This window comes from Methylobacillus glycogenes JCM 2850 (assembly GCF_000617925.1).
GTDB classification, from domain to species: domain Bacteria; phylum Pseudomonadota; class Gammaproteobacteria; order Burkholderiales; family Methylophilaceae; genus Methylobacillus; species Methylobacillus glycogenes.
This window is the reverse complement of record NZ_BAMT01000002.1, coordinates 317,017-333,162: the sequence shown is the minus strand read 5'-3', so window position 1 is coordinate 333,162 and position 16,146 is coordinate 317,017. Positions and strand designations below refer to the sequence as shown.

General features: G+C 53.6%; 19 protein-coding genes and 2 pseudogenes. 9 read left to right on the top strand and 12 right to left on the bottom strand.

What is annotated here, in order from left to right; all coding sequences use genetic code 11:
• Positions 1 to 3: 3 nt before the first annotated feature.
• A pseudogene (gene rplU / locus JCM2850_RS17345) lies at positions 4 to 317 on the bottom strand (50S ribosomal protein L21).
• A gap of 250 nt (positions 318 to 567) precedes the next feature.
• On the opposite strand from rplU, the pseudogene JCM2850_RS17340 reads away from it, so the two are divergent.
• Positions 568 to 1,496: pseudogene (locus JCM2850_RS17340) on the top strand (polyprenyl synthetase family protein).
• A 31-nt stretch (positions 1,497 to 1,527) separates the two neighbouring features.
• Here JCM2850_RS17340 and JCM2850_RS05430 read toward each other — a convergent pair.
• Positions 1,528 to 1,848 (bottom strand): hypothetical protein, encoded by a 321-nt coding sequence (locus JCM2850_RS05430; RefSeq protein ID WP_025870328.1) that lies wholly within the window; start codon positions 1,846 to 1,848, stop codon positions 1,528 to 1,530.
• 197 nt (positions 1,849 to 2,045) lie between these two features.
• Between JCM2850_RS05430 and JCM2850_RS05425 the strand changes: the two genes are divergently transcribed.
• Genes JCM2850_RS05425 through JCM2850_RS05410 form a run of 4 tightly spaced genes read left to right on the top strand, consistent with a single transcriptional unit; the run spans position 2,046 to position 4,568 of the window.
• Positions 2,046 to 2,915: a prepilin peptidase gene (locus JCM2850_RS05425; RefSeq protein ID WP_025870325.1), complete on the top strand. Its 870-nt coding sequence runs from the start codon at positions 2,046 to 2,048 to the stop codon at positions 2,913 to 2,915.
• A gap of 5 nt (positions 2,916 to 2,920) precedes the next feature.
• Complete coding sequence (coaE, locus tag JCM2850_RS05420; protein ID WP_025870324.1) at positions 2,921 to 3,529, top strand: dephospho-CoA kinase; 609 nt, start codon at positions 2,921 to 2,923, stop codon at positions 3,527 to 3,529.
• A 53-nt stretch (positions 3,530 to 3,582) separates the two neighbouring features.
• A complete protein-coding gene (gene zapD, locus JCM2850_RS05415) occupies positions 3,583 to 4,341 on the top strand; it encodes a cell division protein ZapD (RefSeq protein WP_025870321.1) in 759 nt (252 codons plus the stop codon).
• A 26-nt stretch (positions 4,342 to 4,367) separates the two neighbouring features.
• Positions 4,368 to 4,568, top strand: a complete 201-nt coding sequence (locus tag JCM2850_RS05410) for a DNA gyrase inhibitor YacG (RefSeq protein WP_051525285.1) — start codon at positions 4,368 to 4,370, stop codon at positions 4,566 to 4,568.
• Positions 4,569 to 4,576: 8 nt separating this feature from the next.
• Here the strand turns inward: JCM2850_RS05410 and JCM2850_RS20365 are convergent, their stop codons facing one another.
• The 8 genes from JCM2850_RS20365 to JCM2850_RS23820 form a co-directional block, all read right to left on the bottom strand.
• The gene (locus tag JCM2850_RS20365) at positions 4,577 to 5,041 is read right to left on the bottom strand and encodes a hypothetical protein (protein WP_025870317.1); all 465 of its coding nucleotides are present in this window, start codon (positions 5,039 to 5,041) and stop codon (positions 4,577 to 4,579) included.
• Complete coding sequence (locus tag JCM2850_RS05400; RefSeq protein ID WP_025870315.1) at positions 5,038 to 5,982, bottom strand: Nudix family hydrolase; 945 nt, start codon at positions 5,980 to 5,982, stop codon at positions 5,038 to 5,040. The genes JCM2850_RS20365 and JCM2850_RS05400 overlap by 4 nt, the downstream gene beginning before the upstream one ends.
• A complete protein-coding gene (locus JCM2850_RS05395; RefSeq protein ID WP_025870313.1) occupies positions 5,979 to 6,917 on the bottom strand; it encodes an ATP-binding protein in 939 nt (312 codons plus the stop codon). Before JCM2850_RS05395 ends, JCM2850_RS05400 begins: the two co-directional genes overlap by 4 nt.
• An 8-nt stretch (positions 6,918 to 6,925) precedes the next feature.
• Positions 6,926 to 8,155 (bottom strand): bifunctional glutamate N-acetyltransferase/amino-acid acetyltransferase ArgJ, encoded by a 1,230-nt coding sequence (gene argJ, locus JCM2850_RS05390; protein ID WP_025870311.1) that lies wholly within the window; start codon positions 8,153 to 8,155, stop codon positions 6,926 to 6,928.
• A gap of 122 nt (positions 8,156 to 8,277) precedes the next feature.
• A complete protein-coding gene (locus JCM2850_RS05385) occupies positions 8,278 to 8,490 on the bottom strand; it encodes a DUF1289 domain-containing protein (protein WP_081774962.1) in 213 nt (70 codons plus the stop codon).
• Complete coding sequence (gene secA / locus JCM2850_RS05380) at positions 8,490 to 11,213, bottom strand: preprotein translocase subunit SecA (protein ID WP_025870307.1); 2,724 nt, start codon at positions 11,211 to 11,213, stop codon at positions 8,490 to 8,492. The genes JCM2850_RS05385 and secA overlap by 1 nt, the downstream gene beginning before the upstream one ends.
• Positions 11,214 to 11,313: 100 nt before the next feature.
• A complete protein-coding gene (locus JCM2850_RS23825) occupies positions 11,314 to 11,871 on the bottom strand; it encodes a M23 family metallopeptidase (RefSeq protein WP_369384834.1) in 558 nt (185 codons plus the stop codon).
• 5 nt (positions 11,872 to 11,876) lie between these two features.
• Complete coding sequence (locus tag JCM2850_RS23820; RefSeq protein WP_369384833.1) at positions 11,877 to 12,191, bottom strand: hypothetical protein; 315 nt, start codon at positions 12,189 to 12,191, stop codon at positions 11,877 to 11,879.
• Positions 12,192 to 12,318: 127 nt separating this feature from the next.
• On the opposite strand from JCM2850_RS23820, the gene JCM2850_RS17325 reads away from it, so the two are divergent.
• The 4 genes from JCM2850_RS17325 (at position 12,319) to JCM2850_RS05355 (ending at position 15,091) form a co-directional block, all read left to right on the top strand.
• Entirely contained in the window at positions 12,319 to 12,645 is a 327-nt protein-coding gene (locus JCM2850_RS17325) for a DciA family protein (protein ID WP_234406105.1), read from the top strand.
• A gap of 96 nt (positions 12,646 to 12,741) precedes the next feature.
• The gene (locus JCM2850_RS05365) at positions 12,742 to 13,536 is read left to right on the top strand and encodes a sulfite exporter TauE/SafE family protein (RefSeq protein WP_369384832.1); all 795 of its coding nucleotides are present in this window, start codon (positions 12,742 to 12,744) and stop codon (positions 13,534 to 13,536) included.
• Complete coding sequence (locus tag JCM2850_RS05360) at positions 13,533 to 14,285, top strand: ABC transporter ATP-binding protein (protein WP_088177736.1); 753 nt, start codon at positions 13,533 to 13,535, stop codon at positions 14,283 to 14,285. Before JCM2850_RS05365 ends, JCM2850_RS05360 begins: the two co-directional genes overlap by 4 nt.
• On the top strand, positions 14,282 to 15,091 hold the full coding sequence (locus JCM2850_RS05355) for an ABC transporter permease (RefSeq protein ID WP_025870301.1): 810 nt from the start codon (positions 14,282 to 14,284) through the stop codon (positions 15,089 to 15,091). The genes JCM2850_RS05360 and JCM2850_RS05355 overlap by 4 nt, the downstream gene beginning before the upstream one ends.
• Positions 15,092 to 15,183: 92 nt before the next feature.
• On the opposite strand, the gene ppa is transcribed toward JCM2850_RS05355, so the two are convergent.
• On the bottom strand, positions 15,184 to 15,714 hold the full coding sequence (gene ppa / locus JCM2850_RS05350) for an inorganic diphosphatase (protein ID WP_025870299.1): 531 nt from the start codon (positions 15,712 to 15,714) through the stop codon (positions 15,184 to 15,186).
• 121 nt (positions 15,715 to 15,835) lie between these two features.
• Complete coding sequence (locus JCM2850_RS05345) at positions 15,836 to 16,132, bottom strand: YkvA family protein (RefSeq protein ID WP_025870297.1); 297 nt, start codon at positions 16,130 to 16,132, stop codon at positions 15,836 to 15,838.
• Positions 16,133 to 16,146: the final 14 nt, after the last annotated feature.

Here is a 16,146-nt window from a genome sequence, read left to right as displayed (position 1 = left end):
TCCTTACTTAGCCGCGATCTTTTCGATCTGGATTTCAGTAAAACTCTGGCGATGGCTTGAGTCTTACGGTAGTGCTTACGACGGCGCATCTTGAAGATCAGCACCTTGTCGGCGCGGCCGTGAGCCACAACCTTAGCTTGTACGCTAGCACCCTTAACCAATGGAGCACCGATAGTTGTGTTTTCACCATCGGATACCAACAATACCTTGTCGATAGTGATTTCACTGCCGACATCACCAACCAACTTCTCTACTTTAAGCTTGTCTCCAGCGGCTACGCGATATTGTTTGCCACCAGTTTTGATCACTGCATACATGGTTATGCCTCGTTTGCTACGCATTCAAATGAATCGGGCATTATACGGAAATAAATCCGGAAAGCAAATGCTATTCACAGACTTGTACCCATAGCTAAATCTTGAGCTCAATTCAGGCTAATATATCGCGCTTGCAAGCAGCCGGGGCTATACATCCTATAGATGTAGCGCCCTATGTTAGAATCGGCAGAATTATTTTTGGCAGCCACACGTGTCCCTAGCTTTTATTCAATCCTGTATCGCCGAAGACATGCAGAAAGTCGATGCTGTCATCCGCCAATCCCTGCATTCTGATGTTGTCCTGATCAACCAGGTTGCCGATTATATCGTCAACAGTGGTGGCAAGCGCCTGAGGCCTGCCCTGGTGTTGCTTTCAGCTGGCACCCTGGGGCAGATAGCCCCGCACCATCACCAGCTTGCAGCCGTGATTGAACTGATACATACCTCCACCCTGCTGCATGATGACGTGGTCGATGAATCCGCCATGCGCAGAGGTAAGGCCACCGCCAATACTTTGTTTGGCAATGCCGCCAGCGTGCTGGTTGGGGATTTTGTTTATTCCCGCACTTTCCAGATGATGGTAGGCGTCAAGAATATGCGCGTGATGGAAGTGCTATCAGATGCCACCAACACCATCGCCGAAGGTGAAGTGCTGCAATTGCTCAATGTCAATGATGCAGACATCACTGACGATGCCTATCTTAAAGTCATCCACTTCAAAACCGCCAAATTGTTTGAAGCTGCTACGCGCCTGGGTGCCATCATCTGCCAGGCCAGCCCTGAGGATGAAGCCGCCATGGCCGAATATGGCATGCGCTAGGCACTGCTTTCCAATTAATTGACGATGTGCTTGACCTCAGCGGCAATAGTGACGAAATCGGCAAAAACCTGGGCGATGACCTTGCAGAAGGCAAACCCACCCTACCCTTGCTATATGCCATGCGCCATGGCTCAGCTACCCAGCATCAGGTCATCAGAAATGCCATTGAAGGTGGTGGCTTGGAAGAGCTTCCTGCGGTGATTGCTGCGGTGAACAGCACAGGGGCGCTGGAACATGTACGTGAGCTGGCGCGAAAAGAATCGCAGCTAGGATGTGACGCAATAGCGCATTTACCAGATTCAAACTACCACCAGGCATTGCTGCAGTTGGCGGAGTTTGCCGTCAACCGCAGCTTCTAGCGCCCATATATGGCGCTAGACCTGGATTAATTTAATTCAGCGTAATCAAATCGCCGCTGTCCGCATGGTAATAGCTCAGGTGAGCACATTCACTGGTGGCAGGGGTTAAAGCCCCGTCAAACAGCGACTCGCCATCAACATCCACCATGGCGTAACCATTGTGATACAGCGTCACCTCTGCCTTCTGACGCCCCTGACGCATGGCAAAGCTCATATAAGTCTCATCCTCAGACTCATCATAGACTTCCCAATTTGAACGCCCGGTCAACTGTTGCAACCACCCCGACAAATCCACCTCAACGCGGCAAACAACTGGGGCATCCCATCCGGCTTGTGCTCCTGTTTCTAACATGTGCGTTCCTTTCAGGTTATATTGCTTGTCAATGATTGCAAGTACTACATTCACATCTACACACTCAACAATAAACTGGCGACGACAACGCTTAATTTCAAGCCCTGCACTCTGGATGACTGCCTTGCCAGCAATAAGTGCGTTGCCATACTTATATAACGGTGAGATGATGCGAAAAGTTTACCTACAAGCCGCTTATGCCTGATTTTATTTTCGCGTTCTTGGCCGAACTGCAAGCAAGCCCGGCCTTGTTTATTAGCACCTCGGTACTGCTGGGCCTGATGACGGGCAGCTTTCTCAACGTGGTTATCCATAGACTGCCGCGCATGATGGAACTGGCCTGGGCACAAGAGCGGCTGGAAGCAGAGGGCCAAGCCCCCGTCGAACAAGCACGCTACAACCTGGTAACCCCACGCTCCGCCTGTCCCAAATGTCAGCACGCCATAGGCGCGCTGGAAAACATTCCCGTAATCAGCTATCTGGTACTTGGTGGCAAATGCAGGCACTGCCGCACCCCCATTAGCCCGCGCTACCCCTTGGTAGAAGCCCTGACCGGACTGCTGTTCGGCCTTGCCAGTTGGCACTTCGGCTATTCCAGCATGGCTATCGCCTCCTGGGTCATCATTCTGGCTTTGGTCGCGCTGACCTTTATAGATCTTGATACCTATTTACTGCCTGACGACATCACCCTGCCATTGCTATGGCTAGGGCTGCTCTACAATCTCAACAACGGCTTTACCGATCTCAATTCCGCCGTGATAGGCGCAGCCTTGGGCTATCTGATTCTGTGGGCAGTGTATTGGCTGTTCAAGCTGGTCACTGGCAAAGAAGGCATGGGCTATGGCGACTTCAAACTATTGGCAGCACTTGGGGCCTGGTTTGGCTGGCAACTGCTTCCCGCCGTCATTTTGCTGTCTTCAATTGCAGGCTCCATCATAGGCATACTGCTTATCGTCTTAAGCAAACATGGGCGCGAAAAACCCATTCCATTCGGGCCGTATCTGGCCTTGGGGGGAATTGCTGCCTTGTTTTTTGGTCAACAACTCTCACAACTCTATCTAGGATAAGCCATATGTACGTGATTGGACTGACAGGGGGTATAGGGGCAGGCAAGAGCGAGGCAGCAAGAATATTCGCCGAGCTAGGTGTGCCTGTGGTGGATGTAGACGTCATCTCACGCCGACTGACGGCAGCAGGCCAGCCCTTGGTCGCACGCATAGGTGAAGCTTTTGGCCGTGAGTATGTCACCGCCGATGGCGCCATGGACAGGGGCAAGATACGCGACCGTATTTTCTCCAGTGATGCAGATCGCAGATTGCTAGAATCTATTCTGCATCCGGCAATTCACACCGAGGCGATCAAGGAGCTGGAGAGCTATAACCAGGCACCTTACCAAATACTTGCCATTCCTTTGTTCTTCGAATCCAATCGCTATGAAGGCATCGTCAATCGTACCTTGCTGATTGATTGTGTTGAAGAAAATCAGATTAGCCGCGTGGTGAACCGGAATGGCTTCACCGAGAAAATGGTACGTTCCATTATTGCCGCCCAGGCCTCACGCAGTTTCCGTCGCGCATTGGCCAATGACATTATTGATAACAATGGCAGCATTGAGGAACTAGAGCAGAAGGTGCAGCAAATACATGAAAAATTCATTCAGGCTTGCGCAGTTAGCGAATAAATCTGATAATCTACAATAACTCACTATAACAACGGATTAGTCTCGAGCAAGCCGTGCCAAGTTACGATTATCCCTTTAACGAACGCATTCGTACCCTGCTGCGTTTGGAAGACTTGTTTCTAAAAGTCTTGCATAACCTCGATGGTGAGCACGAGTTCCTGCATCATTGCACGCTGTTATCGATTTTCCAGATTCTGGACATCATAGACAGAGCCGAACTCAAAGTAGATTTGTTGCAAGAGCTGGACCGTCAGAAGATGGTCATGAACAATCTGCGCGGCAACCCTTCCATAGAAGAACAAGTCCTCAACGATCTGGTCACCGATATCGAAGATGCCGCACGCCCTTTGCGCAACACCACAGGCAAGCTGGGCCAAACCCTGCGCGATAACGAATGGCTGATGAGCATCAAGCAGCGCTCGGTCATTCCTGGCGGCGTCTGTGAATTCGATCTGCCCTCTTATCATTATTGGCTAGGCCTCAGCAGCGAGCGCCGCAAGCATGATTTGCTGACCTGGATGAGCCCCTTGATGCCCTTGTATGATGCAATACGCATCATTCTGCATATCCTGCGCGGCAGCGGCGCTACCACCAGCATGGTGGCAAGCAACGGTGCATTCCAGCAAATGCTGGGCGGTGCCAAGCCAGCGCAAATGCTCAGGGTGGAGATTGCCGATGACATGCCCTGCTTCCCCGAAGTTAGTGCCAACAAGTACGCCATCAATATTCGCTTCAACAGCCTAGACAATGCTCAGCGACCGCGTCCCTGTGATCAGGACATCAGCTTCTCTCTGACCCTGTGTAATCTCTAAGTATTGAGTTTATAAATATTGAATCTATGAGTACGCAGCCTGTAACTAGTAAGAAACGCCTGGTGCCATGTCCACAATGTGGAGAGTTGGCAGAATACGGCAGCAACAACCCCTCACGCCCCTTCTGCTCTGAACGCTGCCGCCTGATAGATTTAGGGCAATGGGCCAGCGAAAACTACCGCATCCCCGATAACAATCCTAAAGCTGACGATCTAGAAGACTACTAGATCAGGCTCTAATGCGCATGATGGTGCTCATGACCAGCACCCGATTGCTCGGCAGGTGCAGCAAACGCCACCTGATATCTTTGCAGCTTGCCTGCTTTTGAAGTGACATCCAGCAGCATCAACCAATCGCTACGCCCGTCCACGCAGACAGGCAAGGTGACATTGGCCAGCCAGCGCCCTGCTCCCTGATCAAGAAAGCGGTACTGGTTCAACCCCATGCTCATATCACGCATTTCAAAACGCGCCGTTATGGTCGCAGCATCTGCGGTGGCTACTTCCACAGCAAACGCCTTCATGGCACTGGGCGTTTGTAGCGCCTGCACCTTGATGCCAGGCAGGCTACAGCCCTGCGTTAACTCAGCGCAGGGTATGACCTGGGCTGCAATCTCACGCTCTGCCTTAGCCGCAAACAGCCAATAAGCCAGGATAACGGCCAACACCAGCCCAGCCAAGACAATAGCAGCCCGCTTCAAGCCTGATCTCCCAGCCACACCGCTCTTTGCATGGCAATGCCATGCGCGCCATGCTGACGCGCGGTGTTCAAGTCTTGCGGCTGCATGCCACCCAAGGCATAGACCGGAAGGCTATTGCCTGCCAGCACTTCAGCAAAACCCTGCCAGCCCAAGGTGCTAGCACCAGGATGACTGAGGGTAGGCAGCACCGGGGAAAGTACGGCGAAATCCAGCGCTAGCTTTTCCGCCTGGCGCAATTGCGCGGCATCATGGCAAGATGCCGCACACAACAAAGCTTCAGGCCGCTGCTGCATCGCCATTAAGGCTTTAGAAGAAAGATGCACGCCATGCAGACCCCAGGCACGGGCAGTTTCTACCTCACCGTTCAGGAGTATGCGCGCAGCATATGGTTGCGCCAGTGTGAGCACCTGCTCAGCCAGCGCTTGCAAGACCGGAGCCGCATACCCAGGCTCGCGTAGCTGTAGCAGTTGCAGGCCATTATCCAGCGCTACTTGCAGCGCGCTGATAAACGCAGCCTCGCCCATCTCCGTGGCATTGCTGATGGCATAGACCGCAGGCAGGCTTAATGCCGCCAATATGGGCTCGTTGGCAGGTAGCATAGGGCCTACGGATAACTTGGAAACCTGCTGCCAGCTCAGACGCTGGCCTTCGCACCCCTGGGGCTCGTTTTGCCAGCCGCGCACCATAAAGAAGTGCAGTTGCACCTGGCGTTCCGGATATTCAAAGTGCCGGGTCAGCCAGGGGGTTGCTTGGGTGACCACTATGCCCAGCTCCTCTTGCAGCTCGCGCACCAGGGCATCCAGCGCCTGCTCCCCGGCTTCTATCTTGCCGCCAGGAAACTCCCACCAGCCAGCCCAGGGCTTGCCTTCTGGACGCTCGGCGAGCAATACCATGCCATCTGCACGTTCCAACACGGCCACTGCGGCGTGGACTACATTCATGCTGTTTTATGCCCCGGCAACGCACCTTGTAAACCCAGTCGCCCGATATAATCACGCGCAAACTGATAGGCGATGCGGCCACTGCGAGCACCACGGGTATGAGAGAACAGCAGGGCCGCAGCACGGATGTCTTCAGCCATATGATCCACACCCGGGTCCATACCCTTATCCGCACCACTGTCAACGCCATAATGCTTGAGCCACTGGACGACTACCGTCAGATACTCATCCTGACTGAAGGAGTAGAAGGATAGCCAAAGACCAAAGCGCTCGGAGAGCGAGACTTTTTCTTCAGTGGTATCGCCAGGGCGGATTTCATCACCATGGCGCTGATACTCCAGATTCTCCGACATATATTCCGGCATCAAATGCCGACGATTAGAGGTGGCATACACCACCACGTTATCTGAGGTAGCAGAGATAGAACCATCCAGCACCACTTTGAGCGCTTTATAGCCTGGATCGCTAGACTCAAAGGAAAGGTCATCGCAAAAAATGATGAAGCGTTCTGGGCGCTCCCGCAGCAAGGCAACGATATCAGGCAAGGCCACCAGGTCTTGCTTGTCCACCTCAACCAGCCGCAAACCTTGCGCTGCATAAGCACCCAGCACAGCCTTGACCAGGGAAGACTTGCCAGTGCCACGAGCACCAGTCAGCAACACATTATTGGCAGGCAGGCCACGCACAAACTGCTCGGTGTTACGCACAATTTCGGCTTTTTGTTCATCCACGTTGCGGATGTCTGCTAGACTAATAAAGTGCGGATGCTCAACCGCGACCAATTGGCCACGGCCATGCTGCACTTGCCAGCGCCAGGCTTTGGCATTCCAGTCCGGGGCCGCTGCTGGCGCAGGCAAAAACTGCTCCAGGCGCGCCAGCACGGCTTCTGCGCGTGCCAGCAGCTTTTCAAAACCTACTGCTTCAAAATCTGCCACAACTCACCTTAGCTGCGATAGTCCGCATTAATGCGTACATAATCATAGGAAAAATCACAAGTCCAGACAGTAGCCTCAGCGCTACCGCGATTCAGCACCACACGCACAGTAATCTCGGCTTGTTGCATCACGGCTGCGCCCTGCTCTTCCTTGTAGCTAACCGCACGGCCACCATGCTCAGCCACCAGCACATCACCCAAATAAAGCGACATGGCATTCACATCTAGGTCGGCTACGCCTGCATAGCCAATGGCTGCCAGAATACGGCCCAGATTAGGGTCTGAGGCAAAGAAAGCGGTTTTGATCAAAGGTGAATGCGCAATGGCATAAGCCACCTTGCGGCACTCTTCCACATCGCGGCCAGCTTCAACATTAATGGTCATGAACTTGGTCGCACCTTCGCCATCGCGCACGATAGCTTGTGCCAACTCAACCGCCACTTCGGTCATAACATCACGCAGCGTCAGGTAATCGGCATGGCTGATATCGCTGATCTCGGCATTGCCTGCCTTGCCAGTGGCAATCAGGATCAAGGAGTCATTGGTAGAAGTATCCCCATCAACCGTAATACAGTTGAAGGATTTGTTGACCGCATGATCTATCAAGGCCTCCAGCGCAGACTGGCTGATGGCGGCATCGGTGGCAATATAGCCCAGCATGGTCGCCATGTTGGGATGGATCATGCCCGAGCCCTTGGAGATACCAGTAATGGTCACGGTTTTGCCCGCCAAGGTGATTTGGCGCGATGTGCCTTTGGAGACAATATCCGTGGTCATGATGGCTTCTGCTGCATCAAACCAGTGATCTTCCGCCAGATTGGCCACACACTGCGGCAAGCCTGCCAGCAAGGGGGCCATGGGCAATTGTTCTAGAATTACACCCGTGGAGAATGGCAAAACCTGATTGCTGGCAACACCCAGCAGCTTAGCCAGAGACTCGCAGGTAGCCAGAGCATTCTGCATACCCTGCTCACCCGTGCCAGCATTGGCATTGCCTGTATTCACCACCAAGGCACGTATGCCTGCAGCATCAGCCAAATGCTTTTTGCTCAGCGTGACGGGCGCTGCACAGAAACGGTTTTTGGTGAAAACACCAGCCACGCTGCTACCTTCAGCCAAGCGCATGACCAACATGTCTTTACGATCAGGTTTACGGATATGGGCTTTGGCAATCCCGAGTTCTACACCCGGAACTGCCTGCAGGGATTGCGCTTCGGGCGCGACTAGATTGACTGGCATGGCTTGCTCGACTGAAATGGCAAAGGTCTGATTCTACCGCATTCAGCAGTGCTATGCCGCTAGTGCGCCTGCACTAGACTTGAAAGCATAGAAACAAAAAACGCCGGGAATACCGGCGTTTTTTATAGTGCGGGCTTGGCCTCAGCGCCAAGTTTTCGCTCAGCAATTGCTTGCAAAACCTCTAACTTCTCATCCTCACTCATGCCGCGCCAGGCCCGAATTTCATTCAGATGGCGCTGACATCCCAAGCAATATTGCCGCTGATCATCCAGCGCGCACAAGCCAACACAGGGCGAGGCAACAGGCTCGTCGCGCTGCATCAGCTCGGTTTGCATTAGCTCAATTTGCCATGGCACTGCTTGTACTTCTTGCCAGAACCGCAAGGGCAAGCGTCATTGCGACCAATCTTGATGCCGTCACGTTCAAATGGCAGTACACCCTGAGGAGCTTCGCTATCTGCGTCGGTATTGGCAAGCGCCTCATCGTAATCAGCATGCTGATATTGAATATTTTCCAGCTCAGCAGGCTTTTCCACGGCTTCAACGTCCGCCTCGCTCTGCACTTTGACCAGCATGGTGACCTGAGTCACTTCACGCTTGACGGTTTCCAGCAGGCTGGAGAACAGGGCAAAAGCTTCACGCTTGTATTCCTGCTTGGGGTTTTTCTGTGCATAAGAACGCAGATGTATGCCCTGACGCAGATGATCCAGCGCAGCCAAGTGTTCACGCCAATGGTTATCCAGGCTTTGCAGCATGACCGCACGCTCAAACTGGCGCATGACGCTGGCTGATGCCTGCGCTTCCTTGGCTTGATAAGCGCTGCTGGCGGCATCCAGAATATGCTCGCGCAGGGTTTCTTCGTGCAGGTTGGGGTTGTCTGCCAGCATTTTCTGCAAAGGAATTTCCAAGCCCACATCGGCCTGCAAGGCTTTTTCCAGACCGGGGATATCCCACTGCTCTTCCAGACTTTCTGGGGGAATATACGTAGCGACCAAGTCATGAATCACATCGCTGCGCATTACGGCGATGGTTTCACCTACATCGGCGGCTTCAAGCAATTCATTACGCTGCTGGTAAATCACCTTGCGCTGGTCATTGGACACATCGTCATATTCAAGCAATTGCTTGCGGATATCGAAGTTGCGGCCTTCCACCTTACGCTGGGCGTTTTCAATCGCGCGTGTGACCCAGGGATGCTCAATGGCTTCGCCCTCAGGCATTTTCAGACGTTCCATGATCGCGGAAACGCGGTCAGAGGCAAAGATGCGCAGCAGCTGATCTTCCAGCGAGAGGTAGAAGCGGCTGGAGCCAGGGTCACCCTGACGGCCGGAACGACCACGTAACTGGTTATCTACACGGCGTGATTCATGGCGCTCGGTACCTATGATGTGCAAGCCACCTGCAGCCAGCACGGCATCATGCTGCACTTGCCACTCCGCCTTGAGCTTGGCGATTTTCTCGGCCTTGTCGCTTTCGGACAAAGCTTCATCTTGTTCCACAGCGGTGATTTCCGGCTCTGGGTTACCACCCAGCACGATGTCGGTACCACGACCCGCCATATTGGTGGCGATGGTGATCACACCAGGACGGCCCGCCTGCACGATAATATGAGCTTCGCGCTCGTGCTGCTTGGCGTTCAACACCTGGTGCTCAAGCTTGGCTTCGCTCAGCAGCTTGGAAATCAATTCAGAGTTTTCAATCGAGGTAGTGCCAACCAGGACGGGTTGACCGCGCTTCTGGCATTCCTTGATATCTTCGATTACCGCATTGTATTTTTCCTTGGAGGTGCGGTAGACCTTGTCCATCTGGTCTTTACGTTGCAACACGCGGTGTGGCGGAATCACTACGGTTTCCAGGCCATAAATCTGGCTGAACTCAAATGCTTCGGTATCGGCAGTTCCGGTCATGCCGGAAAGCTTGCCGTACATGCGGAAGTAGTTCTGGAAGGTGATGGAGGCCAGGGTCTGGTTCTCCTTCTGGATGGCCACGCCTTCCTTGGCTTCCACCGCCTGATGCAGACCATCAGACCAGCGGCGGCCTGCCATCATACGGCCAGTGAATTCATCAACAATGACAATCTCGTCATCGCGCACCACATAGTGCTGATCGCGGTGATACAGGGATTGCGCACGCAGCGAGGCGTACATATGGTGCACCAGGCTAATATTGGCTGCGTCATAAAGGCTGCTGCCTTCGCTCAGCAGACCTGCTTCTGCCAACAGAGCTTCTGCGTGCTCATGGCCTTGCTCGGAAAGCAGTACCTGATGGGATTTTTCATCTACCCAGAAATCGCCTTCGCCATCTTCCGCCTCTTGGCGTACCAGCTTGGCGGCAATGCCATTCATCTGTTTATAGAGATCAACGCTATCATCAGCCTGGCCGGAAATGATCAACGGGGTACGTGCCTCATCGATAAGAATGGAATCCACTTCATCGACCAGGGCGTAGTTCAGGCCGCGTTGCACACGCTCTTCAGAGGTGAAGACCATGTTGTCGCGTAGGTAATCGAAACCGAATTCGTTATTGGTGCCGTAGGTGATATCGGCAGCGTAAGCCTTTTGCTTATCGTCGTGCGGCAGTTGCGAGAGGTTGATACCCACGCTCAAGCCCAGGAAGTTGTACAGGCGCGACATCCATTCCGCATCACGTTTGGCGAGGTAATCATTGACCGTCACCACGTGCACACCCTTGCCAGTCAGCGCATTGAGGTAGGCTGGCAATGTCGCGACCAAGGTTTTACCTTCCCCGGTACGCATTTCAGAAATCTTGCCCGCATTCAGCACCATGCCGCCTATCAGCTGCACATCAAAATGGCGCATGTTCAGCACACGGCGACCACCTTCACGCACAACGGCAAAAGCTTCCGGCAACAACTGCTCCAGTGTTTCACCCTTTTGGTAACGCTGCTTGAACTCCTCAGTCTTGGCTTGCAGCTCGGCATCGCTCAAGGCCTGCATACTGGGTTCCAGCGCATTGATGGCACGGACGTTCTGTGCGTATTGTTTTACCAGCCGGTCATTACGGCTACCGAAGATTTTTTTGAACAACGCGGATAACATGAAGTGACACCAATTTTCCGACTACACGGAACCTCTTAGGTTAGCTTGGACTATAGATTAGGTTCAAGGACATCAATTTCAATACAGCAAATTCAACAACTCATTTCAAACTTAGCAGGTATTTGCGCGGATCAAGCGCCGCGCCATTCAAGCGCACCTCAAAATGCAGATGCGCCCCGGTAGAGCGACCGCTACTGCCTACTCGGGCAATCAGTTGACCACGTTCCACCCTATCCCCGGCTTTCACCAGCAACTCGGAGGCATGGGCATAACGGGTTTCAATCCCCGCCCCATGGTCAATCTTGACGATTCTACCATAGTCGGCAGTCTGCTCTGCAGCCGTTACGATACCGCCGGCAGAAGCATACACAGGCGTGCCAGTCTCTGCCACAAAATCCAGGCCTTCATGAAACGCCATCTGTCCGGAAAAAGGATCAACCCGCCAACCATAGCTGGAGGAGTTATAAGCCACATCGGTAGGCATGGCACTGGGCAGGGTGCTGGCTTGCAACCTATGCTGTAGCATCAGGGCCTCCAGCAGACTGAGCTTGTCACTGCGCACATCGATAGATTGCGTCAGCTCATCCAGTTTTTGTTTCAACTCGCTCTCGGACATCTTGCGCGCGCTGATTTCCGGCCCGCCGCGCCCGGGTGGCAAGGCATCTACTTCACCTTCATTAACGCCAGCGAGGTAGATAATCTGCTGCCCAATGCATCCAGGCGCACCAGCTTGGCCTCAACCTCGCCCAGTTGCTGCGCCAGGGCATCGATATGCGCCTGCTCACTGGCGAACACCAGGTTGAACGTCGTGGGCAGTCGCTTGATTACTCCTTGGTGCTCATGTTGCGCCTGTGGCAAAATAAGTGCGCAGACCAAGGCCACGGGCAACAGACTGGCCAGCCCAAATACCAATAGCACCAGCTTGAGTGACACACTTCTTGTCTTGGCACTGCTGCTGGATACCAAAATTATGTTCATAGCTTCCCTTCTAGCTTACCTTTGGGAGAAATGCCGGCATGTTGCGGATTAGTGCTTTATTTACTGGAAACGCCGAACTAGCCGCACTGTCTGTGCAGGCGGAAAAACTGACGCTTTCACAGCAAAAATGGAATGCTATCGTACCCGCTGCGCTCAAACCCTATACCAGGCCGGGAGCATTACGCACAAGCGCTTGACGGTCTATGCCGACAACGGCGCCGTGGCTGCCAAAATCAAAATAATGCTGCCAAGCTTGATACTTTGGCTGCAAAAACAAGGGCTTGAAGTTACTTCAATTCGGGTGGAAGTGCAAGTCAAATCTACCCACAACAAGCCAGCCAAACCGCCACGCACGCTCAGCCCTGCGGCGGCCGCCAGCCTAGAAAAACTCGCGGCTGAATTGCATGGCTCGGCCTTGGGTGATGCCATTGCCCGGCTATCTTCGCGCCGCTAAAAACTTAGCGCCGCGCAGGCAATTGCCAGGCGGTTTGCTCTCAGCCAGCACATCAACAAACACCCGCACTTAACCAAGAGGATGCTGCATTAAACCATGATGGAATTTGTATTGTATTTTGCCGCAGGGGCGGTTTCTGGCGTTCTCTCCGGCCTGCTGGGCGTAGGAGGCGGCACGGTGATTGTGCCCATCCTGGTGTTTATTTTTTCCAGCCTGAGTTTTCCCCAGCATCACATCATGCACATGGCGCTGGGTACTTCGCTGGCCACCATCATTCTGACGTCCATTTCCTCGGCCCGCGCCCATCACGCCAAACAAAATGTGAATTGGCAGGTGGTACGCCAGATTGCACCTGGCATCATCATAGGCACCTTGCTGGGCGCGGTGCTGGCAGGCCAGATGAATACATTCTTACTCAAGAGCATCTTCGCCGTGTTTGTGTTGCTAATTGCCACGCAGATGATCATGAATTTCACCCCTGCCGCGCATAGACAACTTCCGGGTAAGACAGGTATCGCCTTGATGGGTGGCTTTATCGGTGTGATTTCAAGCTTGGTCGGCATAGGGGGTGGCTCGGTGACTGTGCCTTTCCTCATCTATTGCAACTTCAATGCGCGCTATGCCATAGGCACTTCCGCTGCGGTTGGCCTGCCTATTGCAATCGCGGGCACAGCAGGTTTTATCATCACAGGCCTCGCGGTGGGCAACCTACCCCCTTATAGCGTGGGCTATCTTTACTTGCCAGCCCTGGCGGGCATCGCCATAGCCAGCATGCTCACAGCGCCGCTAGGGGCAAAATTGGCGCATAGCTTGCCAGTGCCCGTATTGAAAAGATTGTTTGCGCTGCTGCTCTACATCGTCGGCTTGAAGATGCTATGGAGCCTGATATGAGCGGGGATTTTGTCATTGAGGTCAGCGGCCTGTATAAATATTTCGATCAGGTGCAAGCGGTCAATAACCTGAGCTTCCGCGCCAGACGCGGCGTCACCACAGCCTTGCTGGGTGGCAATGGCGCGGGCAAAACCACCACTATTGCCATGCTGCTGGGCTTGCTGGTGCCAAGTCAGGGGCAGATACGCATTCTGGGGGAGGACATGCTGCAGCACCGCTATCGATTGCTGCACCGCATGAATTTTTCTTCCCCCTATGTGGATCTGCCACAGCGTCTGACCATACGCCAGAACCTCACTGTCTATGGTCACCTCTACCGTCTGCCCAAACTCAGGCAGCGCATAGAAGAACTGGCTGATGCGCTTAACCTCTCGTCGCTACTGGATCGCAAATATGGGCAATTGTCCGCAGGGCAGAAAACCCGAGTCTCACTCGCCAAGGCCTTGCTTAATGAACCCGAACTATTGCTGATGGATGAACCCACAGCCTCGCTGGACCCGGATACGGCGGACTCTATACGCAGTTATCTGGAGCAGTATCAGGCCAGGACAGGCGCCAGCATACTGCTGGCCTCACACAATATGTCGGAAGTGGAACGCATGGCCAGCGATGTCATCATGATGCGCCAGGGACAAGTGGTGCACACTGGCACACCCGCAGCGCTGATCAGCGCCTATGGCCGCAGCAGCCTGGAAGAAGTGTTTATCGATATCGCCCGCCACAATAGTCATAACCAGGAGCAAGCATGAGCCAGGATGTTGCTTTCTCTTTGCGCCGCATCGGCGGCGTGGCATTGCGTCATCTTTACCTGATGCGCTCCTCCTGGCCTCGCGTGCTGGAAATGGTCTACTGGCCTACGGTGCAGATGGTCCTGTGGGGGTTTATCACCCTGTTTCTGCAAAACAACAGCAGCTATATTGCCCAGGCCAGCGGCATTCTGTTATCCGCAGTATTGCTATGGGATGTGCTGTTCCGCGGCCAGATGGGCATAGCCTTGGTATTCATGGAGGAGATGTGGTCGCGCAATCTGGGCCATCTCTTTGTTAGCCCTTTACGGCCTTATGAAATGGTGGCTTCACTGTTGTTCATGAGCTTGCTGCGCACGCTGATAGGCATAGGTGGTGCCACGCTGATTGCCATTCCGTTGTTCCATTACAACATCTACGATATTGGCCTGCCGCTGATTGCTTTCTTCCTCAACCTCATCATCATGGGCTGGGCCATAGGGCTGATTGTCTCTGGCATTGTGCTGCGCTATGGCATGGGGGCGGAGAGTGTGGCCTGGGTCAGCGTATTTGCCATACAGCCGCTATGTGCAATTTTCTACCCGGTGTCCGTGCTGCCCACTTGGCTACAACCTATCGCCTGGGCCTTGCCTGCCAGCCATGTGTTTGAAGGCATGCGCGCGCTATTGACCGAACATAGATTCATCGCCGAGCACATGCTATGGGCGGCGGGGCTGAATGTGATTTACCTGTCGGGCGGCATTGCCATCTTTTTAGGCTATTTCCATATCGCCAGACGCAAAGGCTTGCTGCTACAGGTTGGCGAATAGCTGCACAACGATAAGAATCCAGCTTTACTAAAAGCAAAAGAGGAGCGACAGCTCCTCTTTTTTATTACTTCAATAGCGCCAGCCTGGAATGATTATTCCTTGCCGTGGCGCTCCACGCCAGCAACGATTTCTTGCTTGGCAGCGTCTGCATCTTTCCACTCACCAACCTTGACCCACTTGCCCTTTTCCAGATCCTTGTAGTGCTCGAAGAAGTGCGCAATGGGTGCCAGCTGAAACTCAGGGATATCCTTGTAGCTCTTGATGTCCTTGTATTGTGGGCAGATTTTGTCCACAGGCACGGCCAATACTTTGGCATCCACACCACCATCATCTTCCATGGTCAGCACGCCAATTGCACGGCAACGAATCACCACACCGGGTTGCAGTGGGATAGGGGTGATGACCAGCACATCAACCGGGTCACCATCTTCAGACAGGGTTTGCGGGATGTAACCATAGTTACATGGGTAATGCATGGAAGTACCCATAAAGCGATCAACAAACACCGCGCCGCTATCCTTGTCCACTTCAAACTTGATGGGTTCGCCGCGCATCGAGATTTCGATGATGACGTTAAAATCGTTAGGGATATCTTTGCCTGCCGGCACATTACAGAGGGACATCGCGTGATCCTTAATCTGGTTCTATAGTTTAAAAAAATATTGCAGCGAAATCGTTAAACACGCGTGGGGACGCATGAAATCGCAGGGATTTTAGCGCAGCCTGACTATCCTGACTATGGCTTCAAGTGCCTGCCGCACTAGCCTGTGCAACTTCTTGGCGGCATTGCTGCACGATATGCTCGGGCACACAGCGCAGTCCCAGATAAAACAGCAGCGGCACAATGACCAGGTCATCTAACTGCCCCAGCACCGGAATAAAATCTGGTATCAGGTCAAACGGCATGAGCAAATAGCCTACCGCCAGGCCCAGAAACACCTTGGCTAGCCAAGGTGTCTGCGGATGGCGCAACACCTGGCGGTACACCGCCAGCTCGCGCTTGAGTTGCTGGGCCAGGGCTTTAAGCCGCTGGCCTAGCACTTTGAGTGTTTGTT

Excerpts from the sequence above, each read along its gene's own strand:
- ppa (WP_025870299.1), bottom strand. The coding sequence starts at position 15,714 with ATGTCCCTCTGTAATGTGCCGGCAGGCAAAGATATCCCTAACGATTTT.
- argJ (WP_025870311.1), bottom strand. The coding sequence starts at position 8,155 with ATGCCAGTCAATCTAGTCGCGCCCGAAGCGCAATCCCTGCAGGCAGTT.
- JCM2850_RS05425 (WP_025870325.1), top strand. The coding sequence starts at position 2,046 with ATGCCTGATTTTATTTTCGCGTTCTTGGCCGAACTGCAAGCAAGCCCG.
- JCM2850_RS05385 (WP_081774962.1), bottom strand. The coding sequence starts at position 8,490 with ATGCAAACCGAGCTGATGCAGCGCGACGAGCCTGTTGCCTCGCCCTGT.
- JCM2850_RS05365 (WP_369384832.1), top strand. The coding sequence starts at position 12,742 with ATGATGGAATTTGTATTGTATTTTGCCGCAGGGGCGGTTTCTGGCGTT.
- JCM2850_RS05355 (WP_025870301.1), top strand. The coding sequence starts at position 14,282 with ATGAGCCAGGATGTTGCTTTCTCTTTGCGCCGCATCGGCGGCGTGGCA.
- secA (WP_025870307.1), bottom strand. The coding sequence starts at position 11,213 with ATGTTATCCGCGTTGTTCAAAAAAATCTTCGGTAGCCGTAATGACCGG.
- JCM2850_RS05400 (WP_025870315.1), bottom strand. The coding sequence starts at position 5,982 with ATGAATGTAGTCCACGCCGCAGTGGCCGTGTTGGAACGTGCAGATGGC.
- coaE (WP_025870324.1), top strand. The coding sequence starts at position 2,921 with ATGTACGTGATTGGACTGACAGGGGGTATAGGGGCAGGCAAGAGCGAG.
- JCM2850_RS05360 (WP_088177736.1), top strand. The coding sequence starts at position 13,533 with ATGAGCGGGGATTTTGTCATTGAGGTCAGCGGCCTGTATAAATATTTC.
- JCM2850_RS05430 (WP_025870328.1), bottom strand. The coding sequence starts at position 1,848 with ATGTTAGAAACAGGAGCACAAGCCGGATGGGATGCCCCAGTTGTTTGC.
- JCM2850_RS05410 (WP_051525285.1), top strand. The coding sequence starts at position 4,368 with ATGAGTACGCAGCCTGTAACTAGTAAGAAACGCCTGGTGCCATGTCCA.
- JCM2850_RS17325 (WP_234406105.1), top strand. The coding sequence starts at position 12,319 with ATGGAATGCTATCGTACCCGCTGCGCTCAAACCCTATACCAGGCCGGG.
- JCM2850_RS23820 (WP_369384833.1), bottom strand. The coding sequence starts at position 12,191 with ATGAACATAATTTTGGTATCCAGCAGCAGTGCCAAGACAAGAAGTGTG.